At 68.8% G+C, this 21,759-nt stretch carries 19 protein-coding genes; 3 read left to right on the top strand and 16 right to left on the bottom strand.

The genetic code is table 11. The features are described 5' to 3' along the window. Positions 1–11: 11 nt before the first annotated feature. From ACIHAO_RS03625 to glf, 5 genes are all read right to left on the bottom strand, one after another. Entirely contained in the window at positions 12–1,517 is a 1,506-nt protein-coding gene (locus tag ACIHAO_RS03625) for a hypothetical protein (protein ID WP_396554565.1), read from the bottom strand. A 38-nt stretch (positions 1,518–1,555) separates the two neighbouring features. Beyond that, positions 1,556–1,948 carry a hypothetical protein gene (locus ACIHAO_RS03620; protein ID WP_396554564.1) on the bottom strand — a complete coding sequence of 131 codons (393 nt, stop codon included), beginning with the start codon at positions 1,946–1,948 and terminating at the stop codon, positions 1,556–1,558. 96 nt (positions 1,949–2,044) lie between these two features. Then, positions 2,045–3,004, bottom strand: coding sequence for a decaprenyl-phosphate phosphoribosyltransferase (locus tag ACIHAO_RS03615; RefSeq protein ID WP_396554563.1), 960 nt, complete (start codon positions 3,002–3,004; stop codon positions 2,045–2,047). After that, on the bottom strand, positions 3,001–3,516 hold the full coding sequence (locus tag ACIHAO_RS03610; RefSeq protein WP_005149609.1) for a phosphatase PAP2 family protein: 516 nt from the start codon (positions 3,514–3,516) through the stop codon (positions 3,001–3,003). Before ACIHAO_RS03610 ends, ACIHAO_RS03615 begins: the two co-directional genes overlap by 4 nt. Continuing rightward, positions 3,509–4,735 (bottom strand): UDP-galactopyranose mutase, encoded by a 1,227-nt coding sequence (gene glf, locus ACIHAO_RS03605; protein WP_396554562.1) that lies wholly within the window; start codon positions 4,733–4,735, stop codon positions 3,509–3,511. Before glf ends, ACIHAO_RS03610 begins: the two co-directional genes overlap by 8 nt. Positions 4,736–4,817: 82 nt before the next feature. On the opposite strand from glf, the gene ACIHAO_RS03600 reads away from it, so the two are divergent. Continuing rightward, the gene (locus ACIHAO_RS03600) at positions 4,818–6,827 is read left to right on the top strand and encodes a DUF6541 family protein (protein ID WP_396554561.1); all 2,010 of its coding nucleotides are present in this window, start codon (positions 4,818–4,820) and stop codon (positions 6,825–6,827) included. 294 nt (positions 6,828–7,121) lie between these two features. Here ACIHAO_RS03600 and ACIHAO_RS03595 read toward each other — a convergent pair whose 3' ends face one another. Continuing rightward, positions 7,122–8,015 carry an LLM class flavin-dependent oxidoreductase gene (locus ACIHAO_RS03595; RefSeq protein ID WP_396554560.1) on the bottom strand — a complete coding sequence of 298 codons (894 nt, stop codon included), beginning with the start codon at positions 8,013–8,015 and terminating at the stop codon, positions 7,122–7,124. A gap of 81 nt (positions 8,016–8,096) precedes the next feature. Here ACIHAO_RS03595 and ACIHAO_RS03590 point away from each other — a divergent pair, with 81 nt between their 5' ends. After that, positions 8,097–8,897, top strand: coding sequence for an HAD family hydrolase (locus ACIHAO_RS03590; protein ID WP_396554794.1), 801 nt, complete (start codon positions 8,097–8,099; stop codon positions 8,895–8,897). A gap of 193 nt (positions 8,898–9,090) precedes the next feature. On the opposite strand, the gene ACIHAO_RS03585 is transcribed toward ACIHAO_RS03590, so the two are convergent. Genes ACIHAO_RS03585 through ACIHAO_RS03575 form a run of 3 tightly spaced genes read right to left on the bottom strand, consistent with a single transcriptional unit; the run spans position 9,091 to position 12,931 of the window. Then, on the bottom strand, positions 9,091–9,825 hold the full coding sequence (locus ACIHAO_RS03585; RefSeq protein ID WP_125780570.1) for a 1-acyl-sn-glycerol-3-phosphate acyltransferase: 735 nt from the start codon (positions 9,823–9,825) through the stop codon (positions 9,091–9,093). Positions 9,826–9,878: 53 nt separating this feature from the next. Further along, positions 9,879–11,324: a hypothetical protein gene (locus tag ACIHAO_RS03580; RefSeq protein ID WP_396554559.1), complete on the bottom strand. Its 1,446-nt coding sequence runs from the start codon at positions 11,322–11,324 to the stop codon at positions 9,879–9,881. Continuing rightward, positions 11,321–12,931, bottom strand: a complete 1,611-nt coding sequence (locus tag ACIHAO_RS03575) for a hypothetical protein (protein WP_396554558.1) — start codon at positions 12,929–12,931, stop codon at positions 11,321–11,323. The genes ACIHAO_RS03580 and ACIHAO_RS03575 overlap by 4 nt, the downstream gene beginning before the upstream one ends. 262 nt (positions 12,932–13,193) lie before the next feature. Between ACIHAO_RS03575 and ACIHAO_RS03570 the strand changes: the two genes are divergently transcribed. Then, positions 13,194–15,131, top strand: coding sequence for a DUF6541 family protein (locus ACIHAO_RS03570; protein ID WP_396554557.1), 1,938 nt, complete (start codon positions 13,194–13,196; stop codon positions 15,129–15,131). Between the two features lie 75 nt (positions 15,132–15,206). Here the strand turns inward: ACIHAO_RS03570 and ACIHAO_RS03565 are convergent, their stop codons facing one another. From ACIHAO_RS03565 to ACIHAO_RS03535, 7 genes are read right to left on the bottom strand one after another with little or no spacing between them, the layout of a single operon-like run. After that, positions 15,207–16,178 carry a lysylphosphatidylglycerol synthase transmembrane domain-containing protein gene (locus ACIHAO_RS03565; protein ID WP_125790502.1) on the bottom strand — a complete coding sequence of 324 codons (972 nt, stop codon included), beginning with the start codon at positions 16,176–16,178 and terminating at the stop codon, positions 15,207–15,209. Between the two features lie 34 nt (positions 16,179–16,212). Continuing rightward, positions 16,213–17,454 (bottom strand): acyl-CoA reductase, encoded by a 1,242-nt coding sequence (locus tag ACIHAO_RS03560; RefSeq protein ID WP_396554556.1) that lies wholly within the window; start codon positions 17,452–17,454, stop codon positions 16,213–16,215. After that, positions 17,451–18,503: an acyl-protein synthetase gene (locus ACIHAO_RS03555; RefSeq protein ID WP_396554555.1), complete on the bottom strand. Its 1,053-nt coding sequence runs from the start codon at positions 18,501–18,503 to the stop codon at positions 17,451–17,453. Before ACIHAO_RS03555 ends, ACIHAO_RS03560 begins: the two co-directional genes overlap by 4 nt. Continuing rightward, positions 18,500–19,897: an AMP-binding protein gene (locus tag ACIHAO_RS03550; RefSeq protein WP_396554554.1), complete on the bottom strand. Its 1,398-nt coding sequence runs from the start codon at positions 19,895–19,897 to the stop codon at positions 18,500–18,502. Before ACIHAO_RS03550 ends, ACIHAO_RS03555 begins: the two co-directional genes overlap by 4 nt. Next, positions 19,897–20,622 carry an SDR family NAD(P)-dependent oxidoreductase gene (locus ACIHAO_RS03545; protein WP_396554553.1) on the bottom strand — a complete coding sequence of 242 codons (726 nt, stop codon included), beginning with the start codon at positions 20,620–20,622 and terminating at the stop codon, positions 19,897–19,899. The genes ACIHAO_RS03550 and ACIHAO_RS03545 overlap by 1 nt, the downstream gene beginning before the upstream one ends. Beyond that, the gene (locus tag ACIHAO_RS03540; protein WP_034309750.1) at positions 20,622–20,861 is read right to left on the bottom strand and encodes an acyl carrier protein; all 240 of its coding nucleotides are present in this window, start codon (positions 20,859–20,861) and stop codon (positions 20,622–20,624) included. The genes ACIHAO_RS03545 and ACIHAO_RS03540 overlap by 1 nt, the downstream gene beginning before the upstream one ends. 16 nt (positions 20,862–20,877) lie before the next feature. Then, entirely contained in the window at positions 20,878–21,603 is a 726-nt protein-coding gene (locus ACIHAO_RS03535; RefSeq protein WP_396554552.1) for a UDP-N-acetylglucosamine acyltransferase, read from the bottom strand. Positions 21,604–21,759: the final 156 nt, after the last annotated feature.

The raw sequence follows: 21,759 nt of genomic DNA, 5'->3' as shown, positions 1-21,759 counted from the left end.
TTGCGAGGGGGTCAGCGGGCGGGGAGCAGGTAGAGCTGCTGAGTGCCCATCCAGGGCGAGCTGATCGTCCAGGTCGCCAGCGCGTTCGGTGGCGGCGACTTCCGGGTGGTGGCCAGCACCAGATCCGGGGTCGCGGGCGGGACGCTGTGGTCGAAGAACCGGAAGTTCGCCTCCAGCAGGGCCTTCCCGAGATCGCTGCTGCGGTTCTTCGTCTCGACGATGGCCGGATCGACCGAGCCGCGGTCGGAGAACTGGTCGACGATGTCGCAATCGCAGGCGTACGCGAGCGCGCCGACCTCGCCCGCGCTTTCCACCTTGCGTCCCTTGGTCAGTTCGCCCAGTTGCGCGCCGATCCGGCGGTACTCGTCGGACGCGGCGTGGTTGCTGGTGATGGGCGCGAACCGGCGTGGCAACTCTGGAGCCGCGTACGCGACGGCGCTCACGAGCAGGAACGCGCCGGCGAGGACCCCCGCACCGAGCCGCGCGCGACCGGGCACGGCGCAGGCAGCGGCGGCGAGGAAGACCGTCGCGCCGGTGATGCTCGGCGCGTAATACCAGTGGTACGGCGGGACGTTCAGCCAGCAGTAGGCCAGATAATGTGCCGCGCCGGCGATCGCGAGGGTCGCGAACGGCAGCAGCTGCTTCGCCCGCTCCGAACCACGCCGGAAATGGAATGTCCACAGTAGACCGGCGAGCCCGCCGATCACGAGCGGGAGAAAGGAAAGCGTCGCGGCGACCGGGAAGTTGCGCCAGTACAGCAGCGGGCCGTTGGTGAAGCTGAAATGCCCCCACGAACGCTGCATGATCTTGATGACCAGGGTGTCGGGCACCGCCGAACCCAGCACCAGCCAGCTGAACAGGAACCACGGCAGCATCACCGCGAGCGCGGCGAACGTCATCCGCCAGATGCCCACCCAGAACTCGCGGCGCGCGAGGAACAGGACGAAGGCGATCAGCAGCAGATCGATCCGGATCAACGCGATCAGGCCGATCACCGCGCCCGCGGCGGCGGGATTGCGTTCGTGCAGGAACACCATCAGCCAGACGACCGCCGTCGCGCCGAGGGCGACTTCGAGGCCGACCGACGACAGCAGGAGCGGGTTCACCAGCAGCAGGCCCAGCGCCAGCGGGGCGAACCAGCCGGAAAGACCGGTCGCGGCGCCGATGCGGCGCAGACCGAGGACGAGGGCAATCTGACTGGCGACGAAGACGATCCCGGCGGCGAAGACGGCGTCCCGGACGATGAAGGTGACGAGCGCCAGCACGAGGACGTTCAGCGGCGACGTCGCGGTGTTGGCGGTGCCCTCTTCGATCAGGCCCCAGTGGCCGTGGAAGGCGAGGTTCTTCGCATACGACAGCGTGATGTACGTGTCGTCGATCAAATGCCCGCTGACCAGCACGAACACCAGGGCCGAGGCCACCGCCGCCCCGGCAGGGAGCACCCAGGGGCGGGTAAGGACGGCGGCTCCCGGCAGCGCACCGGGAGCCTGGGGCAGATCAGCGGAGGCGCTTCGCATCACGAACACCGTACACGGTGTCGTGATGATTCCGTTATCTACCCGCCGTGGTTCTGGTCACGCCAACCGCGGTCTCCGGGGCCGTCACGGAAGTCGCGGTGCGCGCCGGGCCCGTCGTGACCGCGATGCTCACGGGAGAAACCGGGCCGGTCGCCGCCACGGGAGGCCACGCCGACGGCGGTGCCGATGATCCCGCCGCCGAGGATGAAGCCGAGGAGGCCGACCGCCACCAGCTGCGTCGCGCGATGCCCGGCGAAGCGGCGGAACCCGCCCTTCGCGGACGGAGCCGCCTGTGCGGGCACCCAGCCGGGCGGCGGCCCGGCGGGGGCGGCGGCCGGAGTCTCCACGGGCTTCTTCGGGCTTTCGTCACCGACGGCGGGCTGCTCGACCGTCTTGTCTTCGTCTTCGGACGGCCGCTGCGGGTCGCTCATCTTTCGCTCCTGGAGTCGATGGGGCGGGCGCAGTGCCCGCCCCATCACCGAGGATGCGTGCGCATCCTGTGGATGCGCTGTGTCCGAGCTGTCGAATCAGAGGTAGAACGACAGGAACAGCGTGACGACCCAGCTCGCGCCGAGCACCTGGAGCACGCGGTCCTTGAGCGCGATCTCCTCCGGCTCGCCCGCGTTGCCGCCGTCGACGTCGACGGCGTAACGCAGCACGGCCACCACGAACGGGACCATCGAGACGACCGCCCAGACCGAGTCGTGCTCGACCTGGCGGATCTCGAACGCCCAGAGGCAGTACGACATGATCAGGATCGCCGCGGACGTCGCCCAGACGAACCGCAGGTAGCTCGCCGAGTACTTCTTGAGCGAAGACCGGATTTTCGCCCCTGTGCGCTCGAAGAGCATGATCTCGGCGTAGCGCTTGCCCGCCACCATGAACAGCGAGCCGAACGCGGTGACCAGCAGGAACCACTGCGAAAGCGCGATCCCCGCGGCCACACCACCGGCGATCGACCGCATCAGGAAGCCCGAGCCGACGATGGCCAGGTCGACCACCGGCTGGTGCTTGAGGCCGAAGCAGTAGCCGAGCTGGACGGCCTCGTAGACCGCGAGCACGACCGCGAGCTGCCAGCTGGCGAAGAACGAGATGCCGAGGCCGGCGGCGAAGAAGAAGCCGGCCGCGACGAAGGCCACCGGCACCGGCACGATCCCGGCCGCGATCGGCCGGTTCCGCTTGGTCGGGTGGGCCTTGTCCGCCTCGACGTCGATCGCGTCGTTGATGAGATAGACCGAGGAGGCCACCAGCGAGAACGCCGCGAAGGCGATCAGCGCGGCGATCAGCAGGCCGGTCCGGTCCGTCGACTTCGAAAAGGCGAAGAACGGTGCGGCGAACACCAGCACGTTCTTCACCCACTGGCGCGGGCGTGCCGTCTTGATGATGCCGCCGACGAGACCGCCGGCGACCTTCTTCGGTTCGGCGGCCTCGGCCACGGGTTCTACGTCGTCAGGCTTGGAATCGGCCTTCTCGGTCGTTTCACTCATCGTCGCTTCAGCTTCCTACGTATCAAGCCGCCGACTACGCCCCCTAGGGCCGCTCCGGCCAGAACGTCGGTCGGGTAATGGACGCCGAGCACGAGCCGGGAGGCCAGCATCGGCGGTACCAGGGCCGGGACCAGGTTACGCCCGGTCAATCCGGAGTAGAGCACCGCCGCCGCCGTAGTGGAGGTCGCGTGCGAGGACGGGAAGCTCAGCTTGCTCGGCGTGGAGACCAGGACCTCGACGCTCGGGTGGTCCGGTCGCGGCCGCCTGACCACGCGTTTCACCGCGATGGACGCGGCGTGGGCGCCGACGACGCCCGCCGCCGCGACCAGCCAGTCCTTGCGGCGCTTCTTGTCGACCGCGGCCCCGACGAGCCCCAGCGCGAACCATCCCGCGCTGTGCTCGCCGAAGTGCGAAAGACCCCGGGCCGCCTTCACCGTGATGTCGCTCTTCAGGACGCCCTGAGCCTTCGCGAGTACAGCCACCTCGCCGGTGGGAGCGCCCTTCTCAAGCATCGAGGGACCCATCGAGAGGCGCGCCATCGGTGAGGTGCGGCGCGATCTTGTTGTCGAACGCGGACAGCGCGGAACCGATCGCCATGTGCATGTCGAGGTACTTGTAGGTACCGAGACGGCCGCCGAAGAGGACGTTGCGCTCCTTGGCCTCGGTCTTCGCCAGCTCGCGGTAGTGCTCGAGCTTCTCGCGGTTGTCCGGGGTGTTGATCGGGTAGTACGGCTCGTCGGTCTCACCGGCGAACCGGGAGTACTCGCGGAACACGACCGTCTTGTCGTTCGGGTAGTGCTTGCGCTCCGGGTGGAAGTGCCGGAACTCGATGATCCGGGTGTAGGGCACTTCTTCGTCGTTGTAGTTGACGACCGACGTGCCCTGGAAGTCTCCGGTCTCGACGACCTCGGACTCGAAGTCCACCGTGCGCCAGGTGAAGCGGCCGGCGGAGTAGTCGAAGTAGCGGTCCAGCGGACCGGTGTAGACGGTCGGCGTACCGGCGGGGATGTGCTCGCGGACGTCGAAGTAGTCGACGTTCAGCCGCACCTCGATGTTCTCGTGCTCGGCCATCTTCTCGAGCCACGCGGTGTAGCCGTCGACCGGCAGACCCTCGTAGGTGTCGTTGAAGTACCGGTTGTCGAAGGTGTAGCGGACCGGGAGCCGGGTGATGATGTCGGCGCCGAGGTTCTTCGGGTCGTTCTCCCACTGCTTGGCCGTGTAGCCGCGGATGAACGCCTCGTACAGCGGGCGGCCGACCAGCGAGATCGCCTTCTCTTCGAGGTTCTGCGCGTTCGCGGTCTCGAACTCCGACGACTGCTTCGCGATCAGCTCGCGGGCCTCGTCCGGCGTGTGCGACTTGCCGAAGAACTCGTTGATCAGGCCGAGGTTCATCGGGAAGGAGTAGACCTGGTCCTTGACCTTGGCGAAGACCCGGTGCTGGTAGTTCGTGAACTCGGTGAAGCGGTTGACGTACTCCCACACCCGCTTGTTCGACGTGTGGAACAGGTGCGCACCGTAGCGGTGCACCTCGATCCCGGTCTCCGGCTCGGCCTCGGAGTAGGCGTTCCCACCGATGTGGTGGCGCCGCTCCAGCACGAGGACCTTCTTGCCGAGCTCGGCCGCGGCCCGTTCGGCCACGGTCAGCCCGAAGAAACCGGACCCGACCACGATGAGGTCGTAGCCGGTGAAATCGGCTTCAGTAATCTTGTCGGGGTTCGTGTGCGCGCTCACGGGCGTCGAGGGTACGCACGTCGACTCCGTGCCCTGCACCGAGCACCGGTTTTCACCTTCGACAGACACATTTTAGGAAGCAGTGCCTACTCCGGACACCTTCTGGTCGTACTTCGGTGCGACCCTGACCTACCTGGCCGTTCTGGCGATCCCCGGCGGGCTCGTCGGCCGGGCCGCGGGCCTGCGCGGCTGGGCCCTGGCGGGCCTTGCCCCGCTGCTGTCCTACACGGTAACCGGACTGGCCGGTCCGTGGCTGGCACTCGCCGGTGTGTCGTACAACCCGCTGACCGTGGCGGGCGTCACGGCCGTGCTCGCGGGCCTCGGCTTCGGCCTCAGAAAGCTCGGCCAGAGCCGCGGCTGGATCAAGCCGGGCGCCGAGGAGCCGCCGACGAAGTGGCACCCGCGCGCGCACTACGCCGTCGCCGCCTGCGTCGCGCTGGCCGTCGGGATCTCGATCCTCGTGGTGCTCTCGGCCCGCGGCGGCACGACGGCGGTGTTCCAGCGCTGGGACACCGTGTTCCACGCGAACGGCATCCGCTACATCGCCGAGACCGGCGACGGCTCGCTGACCGGCATGGGCACCATCAACTGGTACCCGGACGGCTCGTTCTACCCGAACGCGTATCACCTGGTCGGCTCGCTCGTGTACTCGATTTCGGGGACGACCATCCCGGTCACGCTGAACGCCATCACGATGCCGGTCGCCGGGATCTTCGCACTGTCGATGGTCGCGCTGATCCGCCAGCTCGGCGGACGCGCGGTGTTCGCGGGCTGCACCGCGCTGGTGGCCGCCGCGGCCACCACCGGCGCGTACGAATCGGTGTCCAGCGGGCTGCTGCCGTTCGCGCTGGGGATCGTGCTGACGCCGCTGGCCGTGGTCGCGCTGGCCCGCTTCCTCGCGCGGCCCGGCCTCGACACCGGCTACGTGCTCGCGCTGACCGCCGTCGGCCTGCTCGCGGCACACTCGTCCGCGTTGTTCGGCGCGCTGCTGTTCGCCTTCCCGCTGGTGGTGCAGCGCTGGTACCGCGCGCTGCGGCACAAACGGCTCGACGGCGTGCCGGAAGGCCGCGGCGGCCGGCGGGTCATCGGCGGCGACGTCGTCAAGATGGTGCCGGTGATGGCGGGGAGCGCGCTGCTCGCGGCACCGCACATCCTCGGCGCCCTGAAATTCACTTCGGGTTCATACCCTTATTACGCGTGGGGCTCCGACCTGCCGGTGGTGAAGTCGCTGGGCCTGCTGGTGACCTTCCGGCAGGTGCTGAGCGCACCGCAGGTGTGGCTGACGGTGTTGCTGGTCATCGGCGTCCTGAGCCTGTTCCGGCTCGGGCGGATGCGCTGGATCGGGCTCGCCGCGCTGGGCTTCTCGGCGCTGTTCGTGCTGGTCGCCTCGTTCGGCGCCGAACCGTGGGTGATCTCGCTGTCGCGGCCGTGGTGGAACGACCGGTACCGCCTGATGGCGCTCGCCGCGATCCCGCTCTGCCTGCTCGCCGGGCACGGGATGGCGGAACTGCAACGCTGGTTCGCGAAGTGGGCGAGCGGCCGATCCTGGGTCAAGAGCAGGCCCGCCCTGCCGGCCCGGCTCGGGCTGGCGACCGCCGTGTTCATCGTCGCCGCGTCGGCGGTGCTGACCAAGGGCTTCTACACCGAGTCGAACGCGCACGCGGTGTCGTTCCTGTACTACAACGGGCCAGAGGGCGAGGTCACGCCGCCGGTCAGCGCCGACGAACTGGCCGCGATGAACGAGCTGACCAAGATGGGCATCGGGCCGGACGAGAAGGTGCTCAACGAGCGCTTCGACGGGACGGCCTGGCTGTACGCGATCACCGGCATCCACCCGGTCGCCGGGCACTACGACCCGGGCGTGCCGCCGCCGGACGCGAAGTACCTGGCGCTGCACTTCCGCGACTACGACACCGACCCCGAGGTGCGGGCGGCGGTCAGGCGGCTGAACATCAAGCACGTGCTGATCGGGAGTACGCCGATCAAGATCGGCGAGCCGCCGGCGCCGGGACTGCGTGACCTGGACGGGCTGGGCTTCCTGCGCAAGGACTTCGGCAACGCGGGCGCGTCGATCTACACCTTGACCCGCTGAGGTCTTTCTCCCGCGAGTGCAATGAAAGGCCCCTTCATAGCAAAATTTGCTATGAAGGGGCCTTTCATTGCGTTCGAGCGTCGGACCGGAAGACGCGAATCCCGGCCAAAGATAAAGGCTCGCGTGGTCGCGAACTGCCCCTGCCGCGACCACGCGAGCCTCAGTCCCCCATTCACCCCCGGGGTGACCCATGAGGGGCAACCGTTCGCGGTCGCACCCACTCGCTGTACTTGTCTGTCAGACGACCATGGGGCGGAAGTGGTTTACCCGGCCCGCCAACGTCACTCGATCGGCCTAAGAGCTTCTTCCCTGCAGTACCGGGAGTACGTCATTGACGACCTCTTCGAGCGTCGACTCGCGGCCGACGTAGTAGTCGCCGGACCGCGGCCAGTGCGTGACGATGTCGGTGAACCCGAGTTCCCCGGCCCGGCCGGCCGCGTCGCTGAACGCCCCCACACTGGACAGGGAGAACACCGGCGCCGCGTCGAGGCTCAGGAACCGCTGCACACTCGCCTTGTCCCTGCCCACGGCGTCGAGCCGCTCGTCGAAGGTCTTCACGAGTTCCGCGACGCCCTTCCACCACTCGTCCTGGGTGTCCGCCTTGATGCCGGTGGTGGCCCAGCCCGCGCCGAACCGCGCGGCGAGCGTCATCGTGCGCGGGCCGTTCGCGGCCACCAGGAACGGCAGCCGCGGCCGCTGCACGCAGCCGGGCAGGTTCCGCGCGCCTTTGGCCCGGTAGTACTCGCCCTCGAAGTCGAAGCCGTCGGTCATCAGCAGCCCGTCGAGCGCTTCGACGAACTCGGTGAAGCGGGCCGTGCGCTCCTTGACCGACAACTCGGGGCCGTCGAGGACGGTCGCGTCGTAGTTGGTGTTCGGGACGCCGGCGCCCACGCCGAGGATGAAGCGGCCGTCGGAGATGTCGTCGAGGGTGGTCAGCTCGCGGGTGAACGGCACGGGGTGCCGCGCGACGGGCGAAGCCACGAAGGTGCCCAGTCTGATCCGCGACGTCACCATCGCGGCCGCCGTCAACGTTGGCATCGCACTGAACCACGGGCCGTCGACGAGGTTCCGCCAGCCGAGGTGGTCGTACGTCCAAGCGTGGTCGAAGCCGTATTCCTCGGCGGCCCGCCATTTCGGCTCGGCCGCCCACCAACGATCTTCCGGAAGGATCACGATGCCTACGCGCACACCCGGAAGGTACTGGTCCAGACCGACACTTCGCCCGATGGGCGGATCATCGGGGACAATGCGCCGGTGGACAAACCCCTCTTGATCGCCTCCGACGTCGACGGCACCCTGCTCGGTCCGCTGGAGACCCTGACCGAACGCACGATCGACATCGTCCGGCGGGTCACCGAGGACGGAGTGCCGTTCGTGCTGGTCAGCGGCCGACCGCCGCGGTGGATCGCCCCGATCGCGAACCCGCTGGACCTGACCGGGTACGCGGTATGCGCGAACGGCGCGGTGCTGTACGAGATCGGCACGGACCGGATCGTCGCGGTCCACGGCCTCCTCGAACCCCAGCTGCTGCACGACACCGTCAGTGCTCTTGATCACGCTCTTCCCGGCTGCCGGTACGCCGCGGAACGGGTCGGCGAGTCAGCGCAGGATCCGGGCACGCGCAGTTTCGTGATCGAGCCGGACTACCACAATCCGTGGGGAAACCACGAGGGCGCGGAGGCGCCGAGGGCCGAGGTGCTCGGGCATCCGGCGATCAAACTCCTGATCAGCAGGCGCGGCATGAGCTCCGACGAGATGGCGCGGGCGGCGCGCGAGGTGCTCGACGGCTCGGTCGACATCACGTACTCGACCAACAGCGGCCTCATCGAGGTCTCCGCGCACGGCATCACGAAGGCGACCGGGCTGGCCGAGGTCGCCGCGCGGCTGGGCGTCCCGGCCGAACGGGTGATCGCGTTCGGTGACATGCCCAACGACGTCGAGATGCTCGGCTGGGCCGGGCACGGCGTCGCGATGGCCAACGGGCACCGCTACGTGCTGGACGTCGCCGACGAGGTGACCGCGCCGAACTCGGAGGACGGCGTCGCGCAGGTGCTCGAGCGCTGGTTCTAAGTGCGCGACGTCCGGCCGATCACGCGTGTCGTCCATCTGGACACGCGTGTCGTCCGGCCGATCACGCGAACCCGCCGCTGAGGGGTGCGGCAAAGAGGACGCGACGTAGGCCGAGGCGGGCACGCGTGACGGGATGGACGGCACGCGTGACTGGGCGGACGACACGCGTGATCAGGCGGACGGCACAGGCGGGCTAGCGGCCTTCGCGGTCGAGCTTCGCGGCCTCTTCCGGGGTCGGCGCGGTGCCGCCGAGGTGCGCGGGCAGCCACCAGCGCTCGTCGTCGGAGTCCGGCTTGGCCGGGTAGCCGGCCTGGACGCGGTCCACGAGGGCGGACATCCGCACGCGAAGGTCCTTCGAAAGGACTTCGGCGTCCTCGTCGGCCTTCGGGTGCATGGGCTCGCCGACGAGGATCGAGATCGGCACGTGGCGCTTCGTGAGGTCCTTCGGGCGGCCCTTGGTCCACAGCCGCTGCGTGCCCCACAGCGCCATCGGCACGACGGGGACACCGGCCTCGGCGGCCATCCGGACGGCGCCGGACTTGATGTCCTTCACGGTGAACGACCGGCTGATCGTGGCTTCGGGGAACACGCCGACGACCTCTCCGGCCTTCAGGCGCTCGACGGCTTCCCGGTACGACGCGAGGCCCGCGCCGCGATCGACGGAGATGTGGTGCATCCCGCGCATGAGCGGTCCGGCGACGCGGTTGGAGAAGATCTCCTTTTTCGCCATGAACCTGACCAGGCGTTTCGCCGGCTGCGCGCCGAGCCCGCAGAAGATGAAATCGAGGTAGCTCACGTGGTTGCAGGCGATGACCGCCCCGCCCGTCGACGGGATGTGCTCGGTCCCCTCCACCCGGATGCGGTTGTCCAGCACCCGGAACATCAGCTTCGCCGCCATGATGACGGGCGGGTAAACGAGCTCAGCCATTCGTCCAGGTTACGCTACCGTAGGGTAACCAACCTACGGTAGCGTAGGTCACATCACTCAGAGCGTTCTCGCCGCGCGAAGGTCACCAGCGCCAGTGCGACGCCGAGCACCGTGCAGAACAGCGCGATCACCTGGTGCTTGACGTTCTCCAAACCGTCACCCAGCGCGGCCAGCGCGAACTGCCCGACGGCGACCGCGAGCAGGAACCCGAGCGTGACGCCCAGCGCCTCGCGCCGCGTCTTCCAGCCGCGCCACGCGATCAGCGCCCATATCGGCAGCAAGGCGAAGAAACCCAGTGGCGACAGCAGTTTCGTCACGGTCGAAACGACCGGGACGCGATACTCCTGTGTTTCCGGGGCGAAGCCCGCCGACCGGTCGAAGCTGCCGAGGTAGGGCGGCCGCGCGGTGAGCAGGTCGCCCGCCGCGCGGTTCAGGATTTCCGTGGTGCGCAAGGGATGTGTCGCGAAGTACTCGACGACGTTGCGCCTGCTGATCTGCTCGCGGTACTTCGGGTACTCGGGATCCAGCGTCGCGGGCTTCGGATGCCACCAGCCGTTGCCCGCGTATTGGCCGAATGACGCGGGCAACCCCAACGCGGCGAGGTCGGCTTGGGTATCGTGCCGACCGTCCACAATGGTCAGGAAGATCGTGTTGAACATGTTGATCTCACGCGAATCGTCGCCCGGCCTCGCGGCGAGAGAGCCGTCGGGCAGCTTCGCCGGTTCGACGGTCTGTTGCGCGTAGGCCGTGCCTCCGGCGAGCGCTCCGATGACGAACACCACGGGAAGCCAGCGCTTCAGGCCTCGGACATCCGCCGGGCGGACGAGCAGTGCGGCGAGCGCGAGCAACGGCAGGATCATCAGCGTCTGGACCTTGGCGTTGACCGCGATCACACCGCCGAACAGCAGCACGGCGAGGCCCGCGTAACGCCACCAGCCGGGCCTCGCGGCCACCAGCAAGCCGCCGACGGCGAGCAGGAGACCGAGGAAGGCGGCACCTTCGCCGAGCACAGACGCGAAGTAACCGAAGAAAGCGGAGTCCGCGACGACCAGCAGCAGCCCCACAGCCGCGAAACCGCGGACGCGGCGCGAGTACGGCAGCCCGACGACGATCAACGCGACCGCCGCGGCGGCGAGGACACTGGTGAGCACCCCGAGAACGACCAGGCTGAGCGTCGATTCGAGGCCGAGCACGCCGCCGATCGACCGCGCGATCCGCGCGAACCAGCTCTGGGTCAGGAGATAAGTGGCGTCGCATTCGCCGGCCGGGGCCGTGTAGGCGAGCTGGACGAACCCCTCCGGCTTGCCCTTCCACGGGATGCCCGCGCCGCACAGCACGCGGAAACCGTCGCCGTTGTCGGCCATCCCGACCGGCCGCGGCACGAGGAAACGCACCAGCAGCACGGTGAGCGCGGCGGCGAACACAGAGAGGCCGAACAGACGCGACGATGCTTCAAGCGCTGCCGGCCGGCTAGGGGAAACGCGTTCGTCGACACTCACGAAGGGCACGGTACGTGGCGGAAATCGGGTGAGCGGTCGAGGGCCGATCTGACCGACCGCTCGACGTCCGCCCGCAGGAACACCGTGAGCCACGACGAGGTTCCTTCACGCGCGAAGGTCGCGACGCGGTACCTCGCGGCATAGGCCGGGTCGATCACGCAGGACTGCTTCGCCGAGTAACCGCTGTCGGTGATGACGGCGATCGTCGGATGCCGCAGCAAGACGACGGCCTCGCCCGCTTCCTCGGCCTGACCGCGGACGCCGACGATCTGCAACTGCGTCCCGGCATGGTACGACAGCACACCGGGCGCGGACGTGCTCACCACCGAACCGGGCGGCAGATAGCCGTCGAGCCAGCGGCCGATCTCCTCCATCTGCGCGCCGTGGTCGTGCCAGGCACGCACGCGGGCGAGCATCTCCGGGCTGAACACCGAGACCAGCACCGCGAGCCCGGACAACGCCACCGCGGCCGCGGGCATCAGCCGCTGGACCGGCAGCCGCGGGCGGGGGCTCGGTTTCGCGGCCGCGGTGAGCACGCCGTAGACCGACACCGCCGCCACCGACAGCAGCGGCGGGATCGGCGCCAGCAGTCGCCAGGCCGGTCCGGTGTCACCGCCGAAGAACACCACGAAAGCGGTGAGCGCGACGGCGGTGACGAGCATGAGCCAGGTCAGCGACCTGGCCTCGGACTCGTGCGGCGTCTTTCCGGTGCGGCGCAGGAGCAGCGCCACCGCCGCGATCAGGCCGAGCAGCAGGAACCCCTGATGGGCCACCGAGAAGCCCGACAAGTACTGCCAGCCGTGGTCGATTCTGTCGCCGACATCGATGTCGAAGGGAATGAGAACCGACGTCGGCAGGACGTGGTCGTAGTAGGTGACCCGCCACGCCGTCCATGGCACGACGAAGACCAGCCCGCCGAGCAGCCAGCCCGCCGGGGACCACCAGGTGTACCGGCCGCGGAAAGCGGCGATGACCAGCCAGATCCCGACCACCACCGCGAGCAGGAGCCCGGCCGGGCGCGTCATCATCGCGAACGCGACGAGCACCCCCGCGACCACTGGACGCCGGGCCGCGAGCGAGGCGAAGACGCCGAACACGAGCAGGACGAACAACGGCGTCTCGGTGCCGGATCCGCCGTACGCGGCAAGGCCTCCCGCGCCCGCGACGAGCACCGCGGCGGCCACTCCGTAGGCGGGCCGCGGTTCGCCTACGGCCCTCGCGACCACCCGGTTCACCGTCACGTACGCGAGCAGGACGGCGCCGAGGGCGGAGAGGATGCTGAGCACTCTCGCGGAGGTCTCGATATCGGCCCCGAAAGCCGCCTTCGGCAACGCGATGAGGATCATCCAGAGGAAATTCGCGTAACCCTCGATCCGCTCGCCGGTGTTGAACACCGGGCCATTGCCGTCGGCGATGTGCTCGGCGTAACGGAAAGTGATGTACGCGTCTTCCGCGATGGTCGAGAACACCAGCTGGTGCAGCAGCGAGAAAACGAGGATGAGCGTCAGCGCGGCTGCACGCCAACCGCGGTCGATGCCGATCTTGGGCCAGGCCACCATGACGAAGAGCGCGACCACGAACCAGGCGACGACGAGCGCGATCACCACCTGATCCCCACCCTCCCGGGCCGAGCCGCTCCCCTGACGAAAGACTACGGTCAAGTATCGATCACCGCGCCCCTGTGTTTCTTTCGGCGCAGTCAATTGACACGAACGGTCCAGCAAGTGTGCACAAAGTAGGCAACATTCCGCCGTTTTGCTCGCCGGGATGTGACTCCTTCGGGTAACGGCCCCAGGTCGTTAATCTGGCTTCCCATTCCGTTCCGCACCCCGGGGGTTCTGTGCGGATTCCCCACCCCCGAGGAAGCCCGTGCCCACCCACACCTCCCTGTCGGCCGACGTCCTCACCGTGCTCGTCGCGCTGCTCGTCATCGGCCTTCCCGGCCTGCTCACCGGCCTCGCGGCCGGCCTGCGCGGCTGGGTGCTCGCGGGGATGACGCCGTTGCTGAGCTACGCGATCGGCGGTCTCGCCGGGCCGTGGGCCGCCGCGCTGGGACTCCCGTTCACGCCGGTGACGTACGCGGTCGCGACGGCCTTGTTCGCCGGAGTCGCGTACGGCCTGCGACGGCTCACCCTGCGCAAATGGCCGCCCGCACCGGAGGAACCGCTGTGGGGGCGGGCCGGGCACCTCGCCGTCGGGGCGTGCGTGCTGCTCGCGGCCGCCGTCGGGATGTACGCGGTGGTGCGCGGGATGGGCAGGCTGGACGCCATCCCGCAGGGGTTCGACGCCGTCTACCACGCGAACGGCGTCCGGCAGATCGCCGAAACCGGAGACGGGAGCCTGTTCGGCACCGGCGAGGTCAACTGGTACGGCGACGCGGCACCGGTGTTCTATCCCAACGCGTACCACCTGCTCGCGTCCGTGGTGTACCTGCTCAGCCCGGCGAGCATCCCGCTGACGCTGGACGTGAACACCGCGCTGCTGCCGGCGTTGCCGGCGTTGTCGCTGGCCACGATGGTGCGCGTGTTCCAGGGGCGCGCGGTGTTCGCGGGCGCCGTCGCCCTCGTCTCCATCGCGCCGGTGATGGGCCTGTACGAATCGATGAGCAGGGGACCTTTGCTCCCGTTCCTGCTCGGCCTCGCGCTGACCCCGCTGGCCGCCGTCGCGGTGAAGCGGTATCTCGACCGGCCCGCGCCCGACACCGGCTTCGTGCTGCTGGCGAGTGCCGCCGGACTGCTGTGCGTGCACTCGTCCGCGTTGTTCGGCGCGATCCTGTTCGCCGGTCCACTGCTGCTGCAACGCTGGCTCGCGCCCGGTGAACGGTGGCGGCGGATCGGCCGGGACCTGCGCGCGCTCACGATCGTCGGTGTGGTCGCGGTCGTCGTGGCATGGCTGCAACTGTTCGGCGCGATCGGGCTCGCGAACGGCGACGTGCCCTACCGCAGCTGGCCGGTCGAATGGCGGGCGACGACGGCGCTCGGCGCGCTGCTGGGGTTCCAGCATTACGAGCCCCATCCGCAGATCTGGCTTTCGGTCGCGTTGTTCCTGGGCTTCATCTTCTTCTCGCGCGCGGGCGCGCTGCGCTGGATCGGCGTGACGGCGTTGCTCACCGGGCTCGCCTACATCGCGGTGACGTCGTCCGAGCAGCCGCTCGTGCTGGCGCTGTCACGGCCGTGGTGGAACGACCCGTACCGGTTCATGTCGATGGCGGCGATCCCGCTGTCGATCATCGCGGCGCACGGCCTCGCCGAGTCGCAGGCGTGGCTGCGGGACAACGTGGCACACCGGAAGGTGCCCGCGTTCGCCGTCGCGGTGGCGGTCTTCGGCGGGTTCGCCTTCCTGAGCAACGGTTTCTACGCGCCGTCCAACGCGGAAAAGGTCGCGCCCGGCTACGCGAACACGCCCGGCGTCGACCCGCACAAACTGCCGGTGAGCCCGGACGAGGTCGTCGCGATGGAGAAGCTCGCCGAGTTCGCGAAACCCGGCGAGCGCGCGGTGAACGACCGGCTGGACGGGACCGTGTGGACCTACGCGCTCTCCGGCGTCCGCACGACTTCCGGGCATTTCGACGAGACGCTGGCGCCGTCGGACGCGCGGCTGCTGGAGGGGCACTTCCGCGAGTACCCGTCGAACGCGCGGGTGCGCGCGGCGGTGGCGCGGCTGAACGTGCGGTGGGTGATCCTCGGGCAGTACGGCTACCCGACCGGCGCCCCGCGCCAGGCCGGACTGCGCGATCTGGACGGGCTGAACTTCCTGACCGAGGTCTACCGCAACCCCGACGCCGTCGTCTACCGGCTGAACCCCTGAACCCCCGCAATTAGTCACCTACTTGCGGTCGTCACCCGGGCACCCAGCGCGAGATGCTGGACCGCAAGTAGGTGACTAATTGCGGGGGGTGACGAGGCGGGCGGAGAGGGCGGCGGCGCCGGCGGTGATCAGGTCGGCGACGGTGAACATGACCCGCGAGGCGATGGCGAAAGCCGTCGCCTGGACGACGGTGAGGCCCGACGCGGTGAGCACGGCGACCTGCGCGACCTCGCGGACGCCGACCCCGCTGGGCAGGATGAACGCGAACGTCCCGACGGTCATCGCGACGGCCATCGCGCCGACGCACAGCACGAAACCGCTGAACCCGGGCGTGCCGACGGAGTTCGCCAGCAGCCACAGGTGCACGCCCTGGAGCGCCCACGCCGCCGTCGACGAGCCGAAGACCTTCCCGACGACCGACCAGCTCAGCCGGTGGTCCAGCGGCGGACGGCGCAGGATCCGCAGCACCAGCGACGTGCCCCAGGTGAGCACGCGCGGGTGCAGCATCGCCAGGCCGACCGGGATCAGCACGAACAGCCACAGCGCCCGCGGGCTGTTGCTGAACACCGCGGGGGCCGCGAGCAGCGAGACGACCAGCGCCGACACCACGCCGACGCCGAGCTGGATCAGCGAGCCGGTGAAGATCCGCGCCCTGGCGAGCCCGGCCTTGCGGCCCAGTTCCATCTGCAGCAGGTACGCCCACACCGAACCCGGCACGTACTTGCCGAGCGAGCCGACGAGGCAGATCTGCGCGCCGCGGGCGTAGCCGATCGGCTTGCCGAGGTCGTCGACCATGACCTGCCAGCCGTAGGTCGACACCATGATCGCGGCGATGAGCGCGAGCAGGCTCAACGTGGAGGATTCCCAGGCGACCTCGGACAGCGTGCGCCAGAATTCACCCCAATTGGTGACCAGGGTCTTCGCCGCGAAACCGACGACCAGCAGGATCGCGACCCAGCGGACGACGTCGAGGATCTTCGCCTTGGTGGATTTCGGTTGTTTTACCGCAACCGAAGACTCCTCCTCGGGCGTTTCGACCGTCGTCACTGAACCTCCTCTGCTGCTACCTCGTAACCGCAGGTCAGGCCTGCACGGTCACCAAGCGGCTGAACTCGGTCAGCAGATCGTAGCCGTCCCAAATCGCGGAGAACGTCAGGGCCGAGCCAAAAGGAACGACACGGTCGACGCCGCGGCCCGCCAATTCCGTCACGAATTCGGTCAATTCTTCTTTGGTGAAGCCGAATTGACCGACGGTTTGGTCTTTGCGGAGCACGATCGGGACGAGGTCGGAAAGCGTGTCGACCCGCGCGTTGGCGAAAGTGCCCGCGCCGAGCCATTCGCGCGGGAGGATCGCGGGGTCGGTCAGTTCGAGCGTCGCGATGCCGTTGCCCTGGAACTCGATGCCGTTGACGAGCCCGTCGACGGCCGCGCCGTACGCGGAAACCCGCTTCTGCACGGCCATGGCGGGCTCGGTGACGTGTTGTTTCGTCGCCAGCACCTCGGCGAGCAGCTTCCGGAATTCCTGTCCGGCTTCGCGGGCGCCCGCTTCGTCGCCGACCCAGAACACCGCGCGCGGCGACGAACAGGCGGCCTGGTCGAACCAGTACGAGTCGTTGTAGAAGCCCTCGGCCGCGCCGCGGCGTTCGGTTTCGGAGGCGTTCTGCCAGCCGCGCACCGACGCGACCGCGAACGAAGACCGGTCCGGGAAGGTCAGGTCACGCGCGTGCGGCGCCAGCGGGTACTTGCGCAGGGCCGCGACCGAGGCGTCGCCGCCCCAGATGACCCGCAGATCGGCGGCGACCGACAACGCGCCGCTGATCGCGTCGCTGCGGTCGTAGGTGACCATGCGCTGCGTCGCGGTGATCGCGGCGGCGGTGTCGGCGTCCACTTCGGACAGTGCGGCGTTCAGCGCCTCCAGCACCGTTTCCGCGGCGCCGGCCGAACGCGACGACACGCGGACGACGTTGTGGTTACCCGCCAGCGCGGAAAGCGCCCACGAGTACACGAAGATCGTGTCGACGTTGGCGGGCGGCACGTGGAAGACGAGCCCGCGCGGGAAGCGCAGCGCGTCACCGGAAGTCTCCAAAGTGGACAGAGCCTTGGCGATTTCTCCCTTGCGCAGGAAGAAACCGAGCGACGCCAGTTCCGGGAACCGGCGCGCGGTCGCGGGCGCGAGCAGCTTGCGCGCGAACTTCGTCAGGAACTCGACGACGCGCGGGTCACCGACGCGCAACCGCCCGCCGATGGGCTCTGCGCGTAGTTCCTCGACCAGCGAGGAGACCTCGATCGGGTCCGATAGCGGGAAACGCTGATTGAGAGTCATGCCGCCGCTCCCTGGAAGGTGTCCGAGCAGCCGCGGGCCTCGGCCTTGGGCAGCCTGCCCATGACCGAGAAGTGCTTGCCAGGCCAGTCGCCGTCGTCGATTCCGTTGTACACACCGAGGTCTTCGGTGAGCAGGACGTGCCCAGGATATGAGTGCGGCAGCGTGCTGACGACCTCGATCACGCCGGGTTCGCCGACCGGCTGCTCTTCCCAGGTCTCCGGGTTCCGGATCACGACGTCGGCGAAATCGGGGCAGTACAACGAGTTCCCGGACGGTCCTTCGAGGAACACGGTGCCGATCTGCTCGATCATCCCGTAGTAGTTGTGGATCCGGGTGAGCCCGGTGTCCTCTTTGAAGCGACGGCGGAACTCGGTGTTGTCGACCGCGCGGTCGATCAGCTTCTTCCAGCCGCCGGAGTGGATCAGGATCCCGTTGGACAGGTCCAGCTTGTGCTCACGCGCGACTTCGTACAGGTACTGCCACACCATGAAGGTGAAGCCGAAGATGAGGAACGGCTTGTCGCCGTACGTCGCGAGGAAGGTCTTGACCGCCTCGACGTCCGGCTGGTCGTTCTCGTCGAGCACGTAGGTGTGCTTACGGCCGAAGTTGGCCATGCCCAGCACGCCCGCGCCGCGTGCGGAGAACGAGCGGCGGTTCTTGATGATGCCGATGGTGTCGACCATCAGCATCGGCAGCCGCTCGCCGCCGAGGACTTCCTGCAGGGTGGCGCCGAGCTGCTTGGTCTGCGCGCCGGCCGCGGCCTTGTCCAGGTAGATCCGCGACGCGCCCGCGCCGGTGGTACCCGAAGACGTCAGCGTCTTGAAGATCTCGGACTCGGGGATGCTGCGCAGGTCGTGCGTCTTGAACATCCGCACCGGAAGCCACGGCAGGTCCGCGATCGAGGCGAACGACGCGTCCCGCGCGATGCCCAGCGACGAGAGGATCCGGTCGTAGCCTTCGGAGTTCTCGCGGTGGTGCGCGGTGAGTTCGGCGAGCTGCGGAAGCAGGTGCTTCTCGCGCTCAGCCTGCGAAAACGTAAAGACGCTCATACCTGGGCCTCCAGCGACCGGTAGTCGATCTTGCCGCTGGCCAGCAGCGGCACGGTGTCGATGGGGCGGACGTCGAACCCGCTCGTGTGCAGGTGCAGCCGCTCGGACAACGCCTTCGACGCGTCCTTGCAGATGTCCTTGTCGGCGCCCTCGGCGAACAGGACGACCTTGTCCCCGGCCGGGACTGCGGCCACGACGTCGATCCCCACCGAGGCAGAACGCACGGCGTGCTCGAGATCATCCAGGCTGACCCGGTTGCCGAAGACCTTGCCGATCCGCTTGAGGCGCCCGGTGATGTAGAGGAAGCCCTCCTCGTCGAGGTAGCCGAGGTCGCCGGTGGCCAGCACGCCGCCGTACTCGTCACCCGCGGCCAGCCCGGCCTCGTCCTCGGCGTACCCCATCATCACGTTGGGCCCGCGGTAGACGACCTCGCCGACGATCTTCGGATGCTTGGTCTCGGAACCGTCCTCGCGCCGGATCGCGAACGCACCGCCGGGCAGCGCGGGCCCGGCCGAACCGAGCTTCTCGGCGAGCCGTTCCGCCGGAACGGTGGTCATCCGCGGGGCGGCCTCGGTCTGCCCGTACATCACGAACATCCGGCCGCCGACTTCGCGGATCTTGTCGTTGAACTGGGCGACCAGGTCGTCGCGGAGCTTGCCGCCCGCCTGGGTCAGCGTGCGCAGCGTCGGGTACTTCGCCGGGTCGAACTTGAGACGGCGCAGCATTTCGTAGTGGTACGGGACCCCGGCGAGCGAGGTGACCTTGTGCTCGTTGACCGCGTCCCAGAACCCGCGCCCGAGCACGCCTGAGGGCTCGATGACCACGGTCGCGCCCCGGACGAGATGCGAGTTCAGCACGGACAGGCCGTAGCTGTAGTGCAGGGGGAGGCTGGTCGGCGCGACCTCGTCGCGGTCGATGCCGAGCACCTCGGCGATCGCGTCGGCGTTCGCGAGCATCGCGCCGCGCGAGAGCCGGACCAGCTTCGGGTTGCCGGTGGAACCGCTGGTCGGCAGCAAAACCGCCAGGTGGGGATGCGGCTCGACGCCCTCGGCGGACTTCCGGACCCAGTGCCCGTCGGAAACGCCGTAACCCTCGGGTGCGGGCGCGTCCGGCGCGGACAGCACGGCGGCCGGGCGGAAGCGCTCGATGAGCCCCGCCAGGACGTCGGCGTCCAGCGCCGGGTCGATCAGCGCGATCGCGCGGCCGGCCTCGAACGCGCCGAGGTAGTTCAGCACGCTTTCGAGGTCCACCGATATCCGCGCGAACAGCGCGCCCGGCGGCAGCAGCGACAACGCGGCACCCACGCGGGTGACCTCGGCGTCGAGTTCCTCGCCCGCGAGCGTCCTGCCGCTCGTGACGTCGATCAGTCGTGCACCCGCACCCAACAAGGTCATCAGAGAACTAATCCTCCGTCGATGCCCAGCACCTGCCCGGTGATGAACGAAGCGTCATCACTGACGAGGAACCGGATCGCGTTCGCCACGTCTTCGGGCGTGCCGAGCCGCCCGAGCGGGGTCTTGCCGATGTTCTCGGCCTTGGCGTCCTCGGTGAGACCCGAGGTCAGGTCGGTGTCGATGACGCCGGGCGCCACCGCGTTGACCCGGATCCCGGACCGGCCGAGCTCCTTCGCGGCCGAACGCGCGATGTTCGCCACCGCCGCCTTCGAGGCCGCGTACACCGTCTGACCGGCGCTTCCGTGCTCGCCGACGATCGAGGCCAGAACGACGATCGAGCCGGTCTTCTTGCGCATCATCGCCCTGGCCGCGGCCTGGACGGTGTGCAGCGTGCCGGCGACGTTCGTACTCAGCGTGGTGTCGACCAGTTCCTCGCGGATCATGCCGAGGAGCGCGTCCTCCATGATCCCGGCGTTGGCGACCACGATGTCGAGCTTGCCGTGCTCCTTGGCCACGCCGCGGACCAGCGTCGACACGGCCTTGGCGTCGGTGACGTCCAGGGCGAGCCCGCTCGCGGCCCCCGCCGCGGCCGCCGCTTCCTCGGCCTTGGCCTCGTCGCGGCCGGTCAGCACGACGGTGGCGCCCGCCTCGGCGAGCGCCCGCGCGGTGGCCAGCCCGATGCCCCGGGTACCCCCGGTGACGAGGGCGACCTTCCCGTCCAGCATCACTTGGACTGGAGGTCGGTCACCATGTCGACGGCGACCTTGAAGCTGGACATGTCGATCACCTGGTCGGTGTCGAATTCCACATCGAACTCGTCCTCGATGGCCGCGACGAGCGCCATGTGACCGACCGAGTCCCACGCTTCGATGTCGCGGTACTTCAGGTTTTCGACGTCGACATCGCCATCGAGGTCCAGCGCCTCGACGAAGACCTCACGCAGCTTGCCGGCGACTTCCGCCATCTTCAGACTCCTAGTGTCACTCGCGCGGACGGGCGTCCCACGCCTTCACCAAGGTAGAGAGGTCGCCGGGCAGCCGGTCGGCCAGCCCGTCCTCAGGGAGACCGGCCTTACCCTTCAGCCACGGTCCCAGTGCCTCGATGGCGGCCTCGTCCAGGCCACGGCGGGACAGGCCCACGGTGTTGACGCCCGTCACCCGCGCGGGGTTGCCGACGGCGATGGTGAACGCGCCCACCTCCTTGCGGACCGCGGAGCTCATCCCGACCATCGCGCCGGGGCCGATGACGACCCGCTGGTGCAGGATCGCGCCCATGCCCAGGTTCGCGCCGGACCAGATGTGGCAGTGGCCGCCGGTGATGACGTTCGAAGCGACCGTGACGGCGTCTTCGACGACGCAGTCGTGGGCGATGTGGGAGCCGCGCAGGAAGTAGCCGCCGTCGCCGATGGTGGTGGTGCGCCAGGTGCCCTGGTGGACGCTCACGTACTCGCGGATCCGATTGCGGCTGCCGATCACGACGCCGTGACCGTCGTGATCGGGATCACCGTTCGGCGCGGACTCCCAGGCGGCGGGGTGCTCGCGGCCGCGGTCCTCACCCGGGGTCCCGATGGTCACGTGCGGGCCGATCCAGTTGCCGTCGCCGATCCGCGTGGGGCCCACGATGACCGTGAACGGCCCGATGACGTTGTCTTCACCGAGCTCGACACCCTCGCCGATGACTGCTGTCGGGTGGATGCGGTTCACCACGTGAGTTCCGTTCGTTGTGGCTGGAGGCAGCCTGGGGTATTGGGCGCTTCGGCGGTCCCGGTAACGTGTGGCCCGCGCCAGAGAGGGCGGCCGGGCGCAGAACCGGCGGCTCACTGTACCGGACGCACCAGAACGCCCAGTCGAGAGAGACTTGCA

The sequence above is a fragment of the Amycolatopsis sp. NPDC052450 genome, assembly GCF_044547565.1.
Taxonomy (GTDB): Bacteria; Actinomycetota; Actinomycetes; order Mycobacteriales; family Pseudonocardiaceae; genus Amycolatopsis.
This window is presented reverse-complemented; position numbering and strand designations above follow the sequence as displayed.

Bases quoted from the DNA above. Each gene is read 5' to 3' on its own strand.
- ACIHAO_RS03625 (WP_396554565.1), bottom strand. From the start codon at position 1,517: ATGCGAAGCGCCTCCGCTGATCTGCCCCAGGCTCCCGGTGCGCTGCCG.
- ACIHAO_RS03620 (WP_396554564.1), bottom strand. From the start codon at position 1,948: ATGAGCGACCCGCAGCGGCCGTCCGAAGACGAAGACAAGACGGTCGAG.
- ACIHAO_RS03615 (WP_396554563.1), bottom strand. From the start codon at position 3,004: ATGAGTGAAACGACCGAGAAGGCCGATTCCAAGCCTGACGACGTAGAA.
- ACIHAO_RS03610 (WP_005149609.1), bottom strand. From the start codon at position 3,516: ATGCTTGAGAAGGGCGCTCCCACCGGCGAGGTGGCTGTACTCGCGAAG.
- ACIHAO_RS03585 (WP_125780570.1), bottom strand. From the start codon at position 9,825: ATGGCTGAGCTCGTTTACCCGCCCGTCATCATGGCGGCGAAGCTGATG.
- ACIHAO_RS03560 (WP_396554556.1), bottom strand. From the start codon at position 17,454: ATGACTCTCAATCAGCGTTTCCCGCTATCGGACCCGATCGAGGTCTCC.
- ACIHAO_RS03555 (WP_396554555.1), bottom strand. From the start codon at position 18,503: ATGAGCGTCTTTACGTTTTCGCAGGCTGAGCGCGAGAAGCACCTGCTT.
- ACIHAO_RS03550 (WP_396554554.1), bottom strand. From the start codon at position 19,897: ATGACCTTGTTGGGTGCGGGTGCACGACTGATCGACGTCACGAGCGGC.
- ACIHAO_RS03545 (WP_396554553.1), bottom strand. From the start codon at position 20,622: ATGCTGGACGGGAAGGTCGCCCTCGTCACCGGGGGTACCCGGGGCATC.
- ACIHAO_RS03540 (WP_034309750.1), bottom strand. From the start codon at position 20,861: ATGGCGGAAGTCGCCGGCAAGCTGCGTGAGGTCTTCGTCGAGGCGCTG.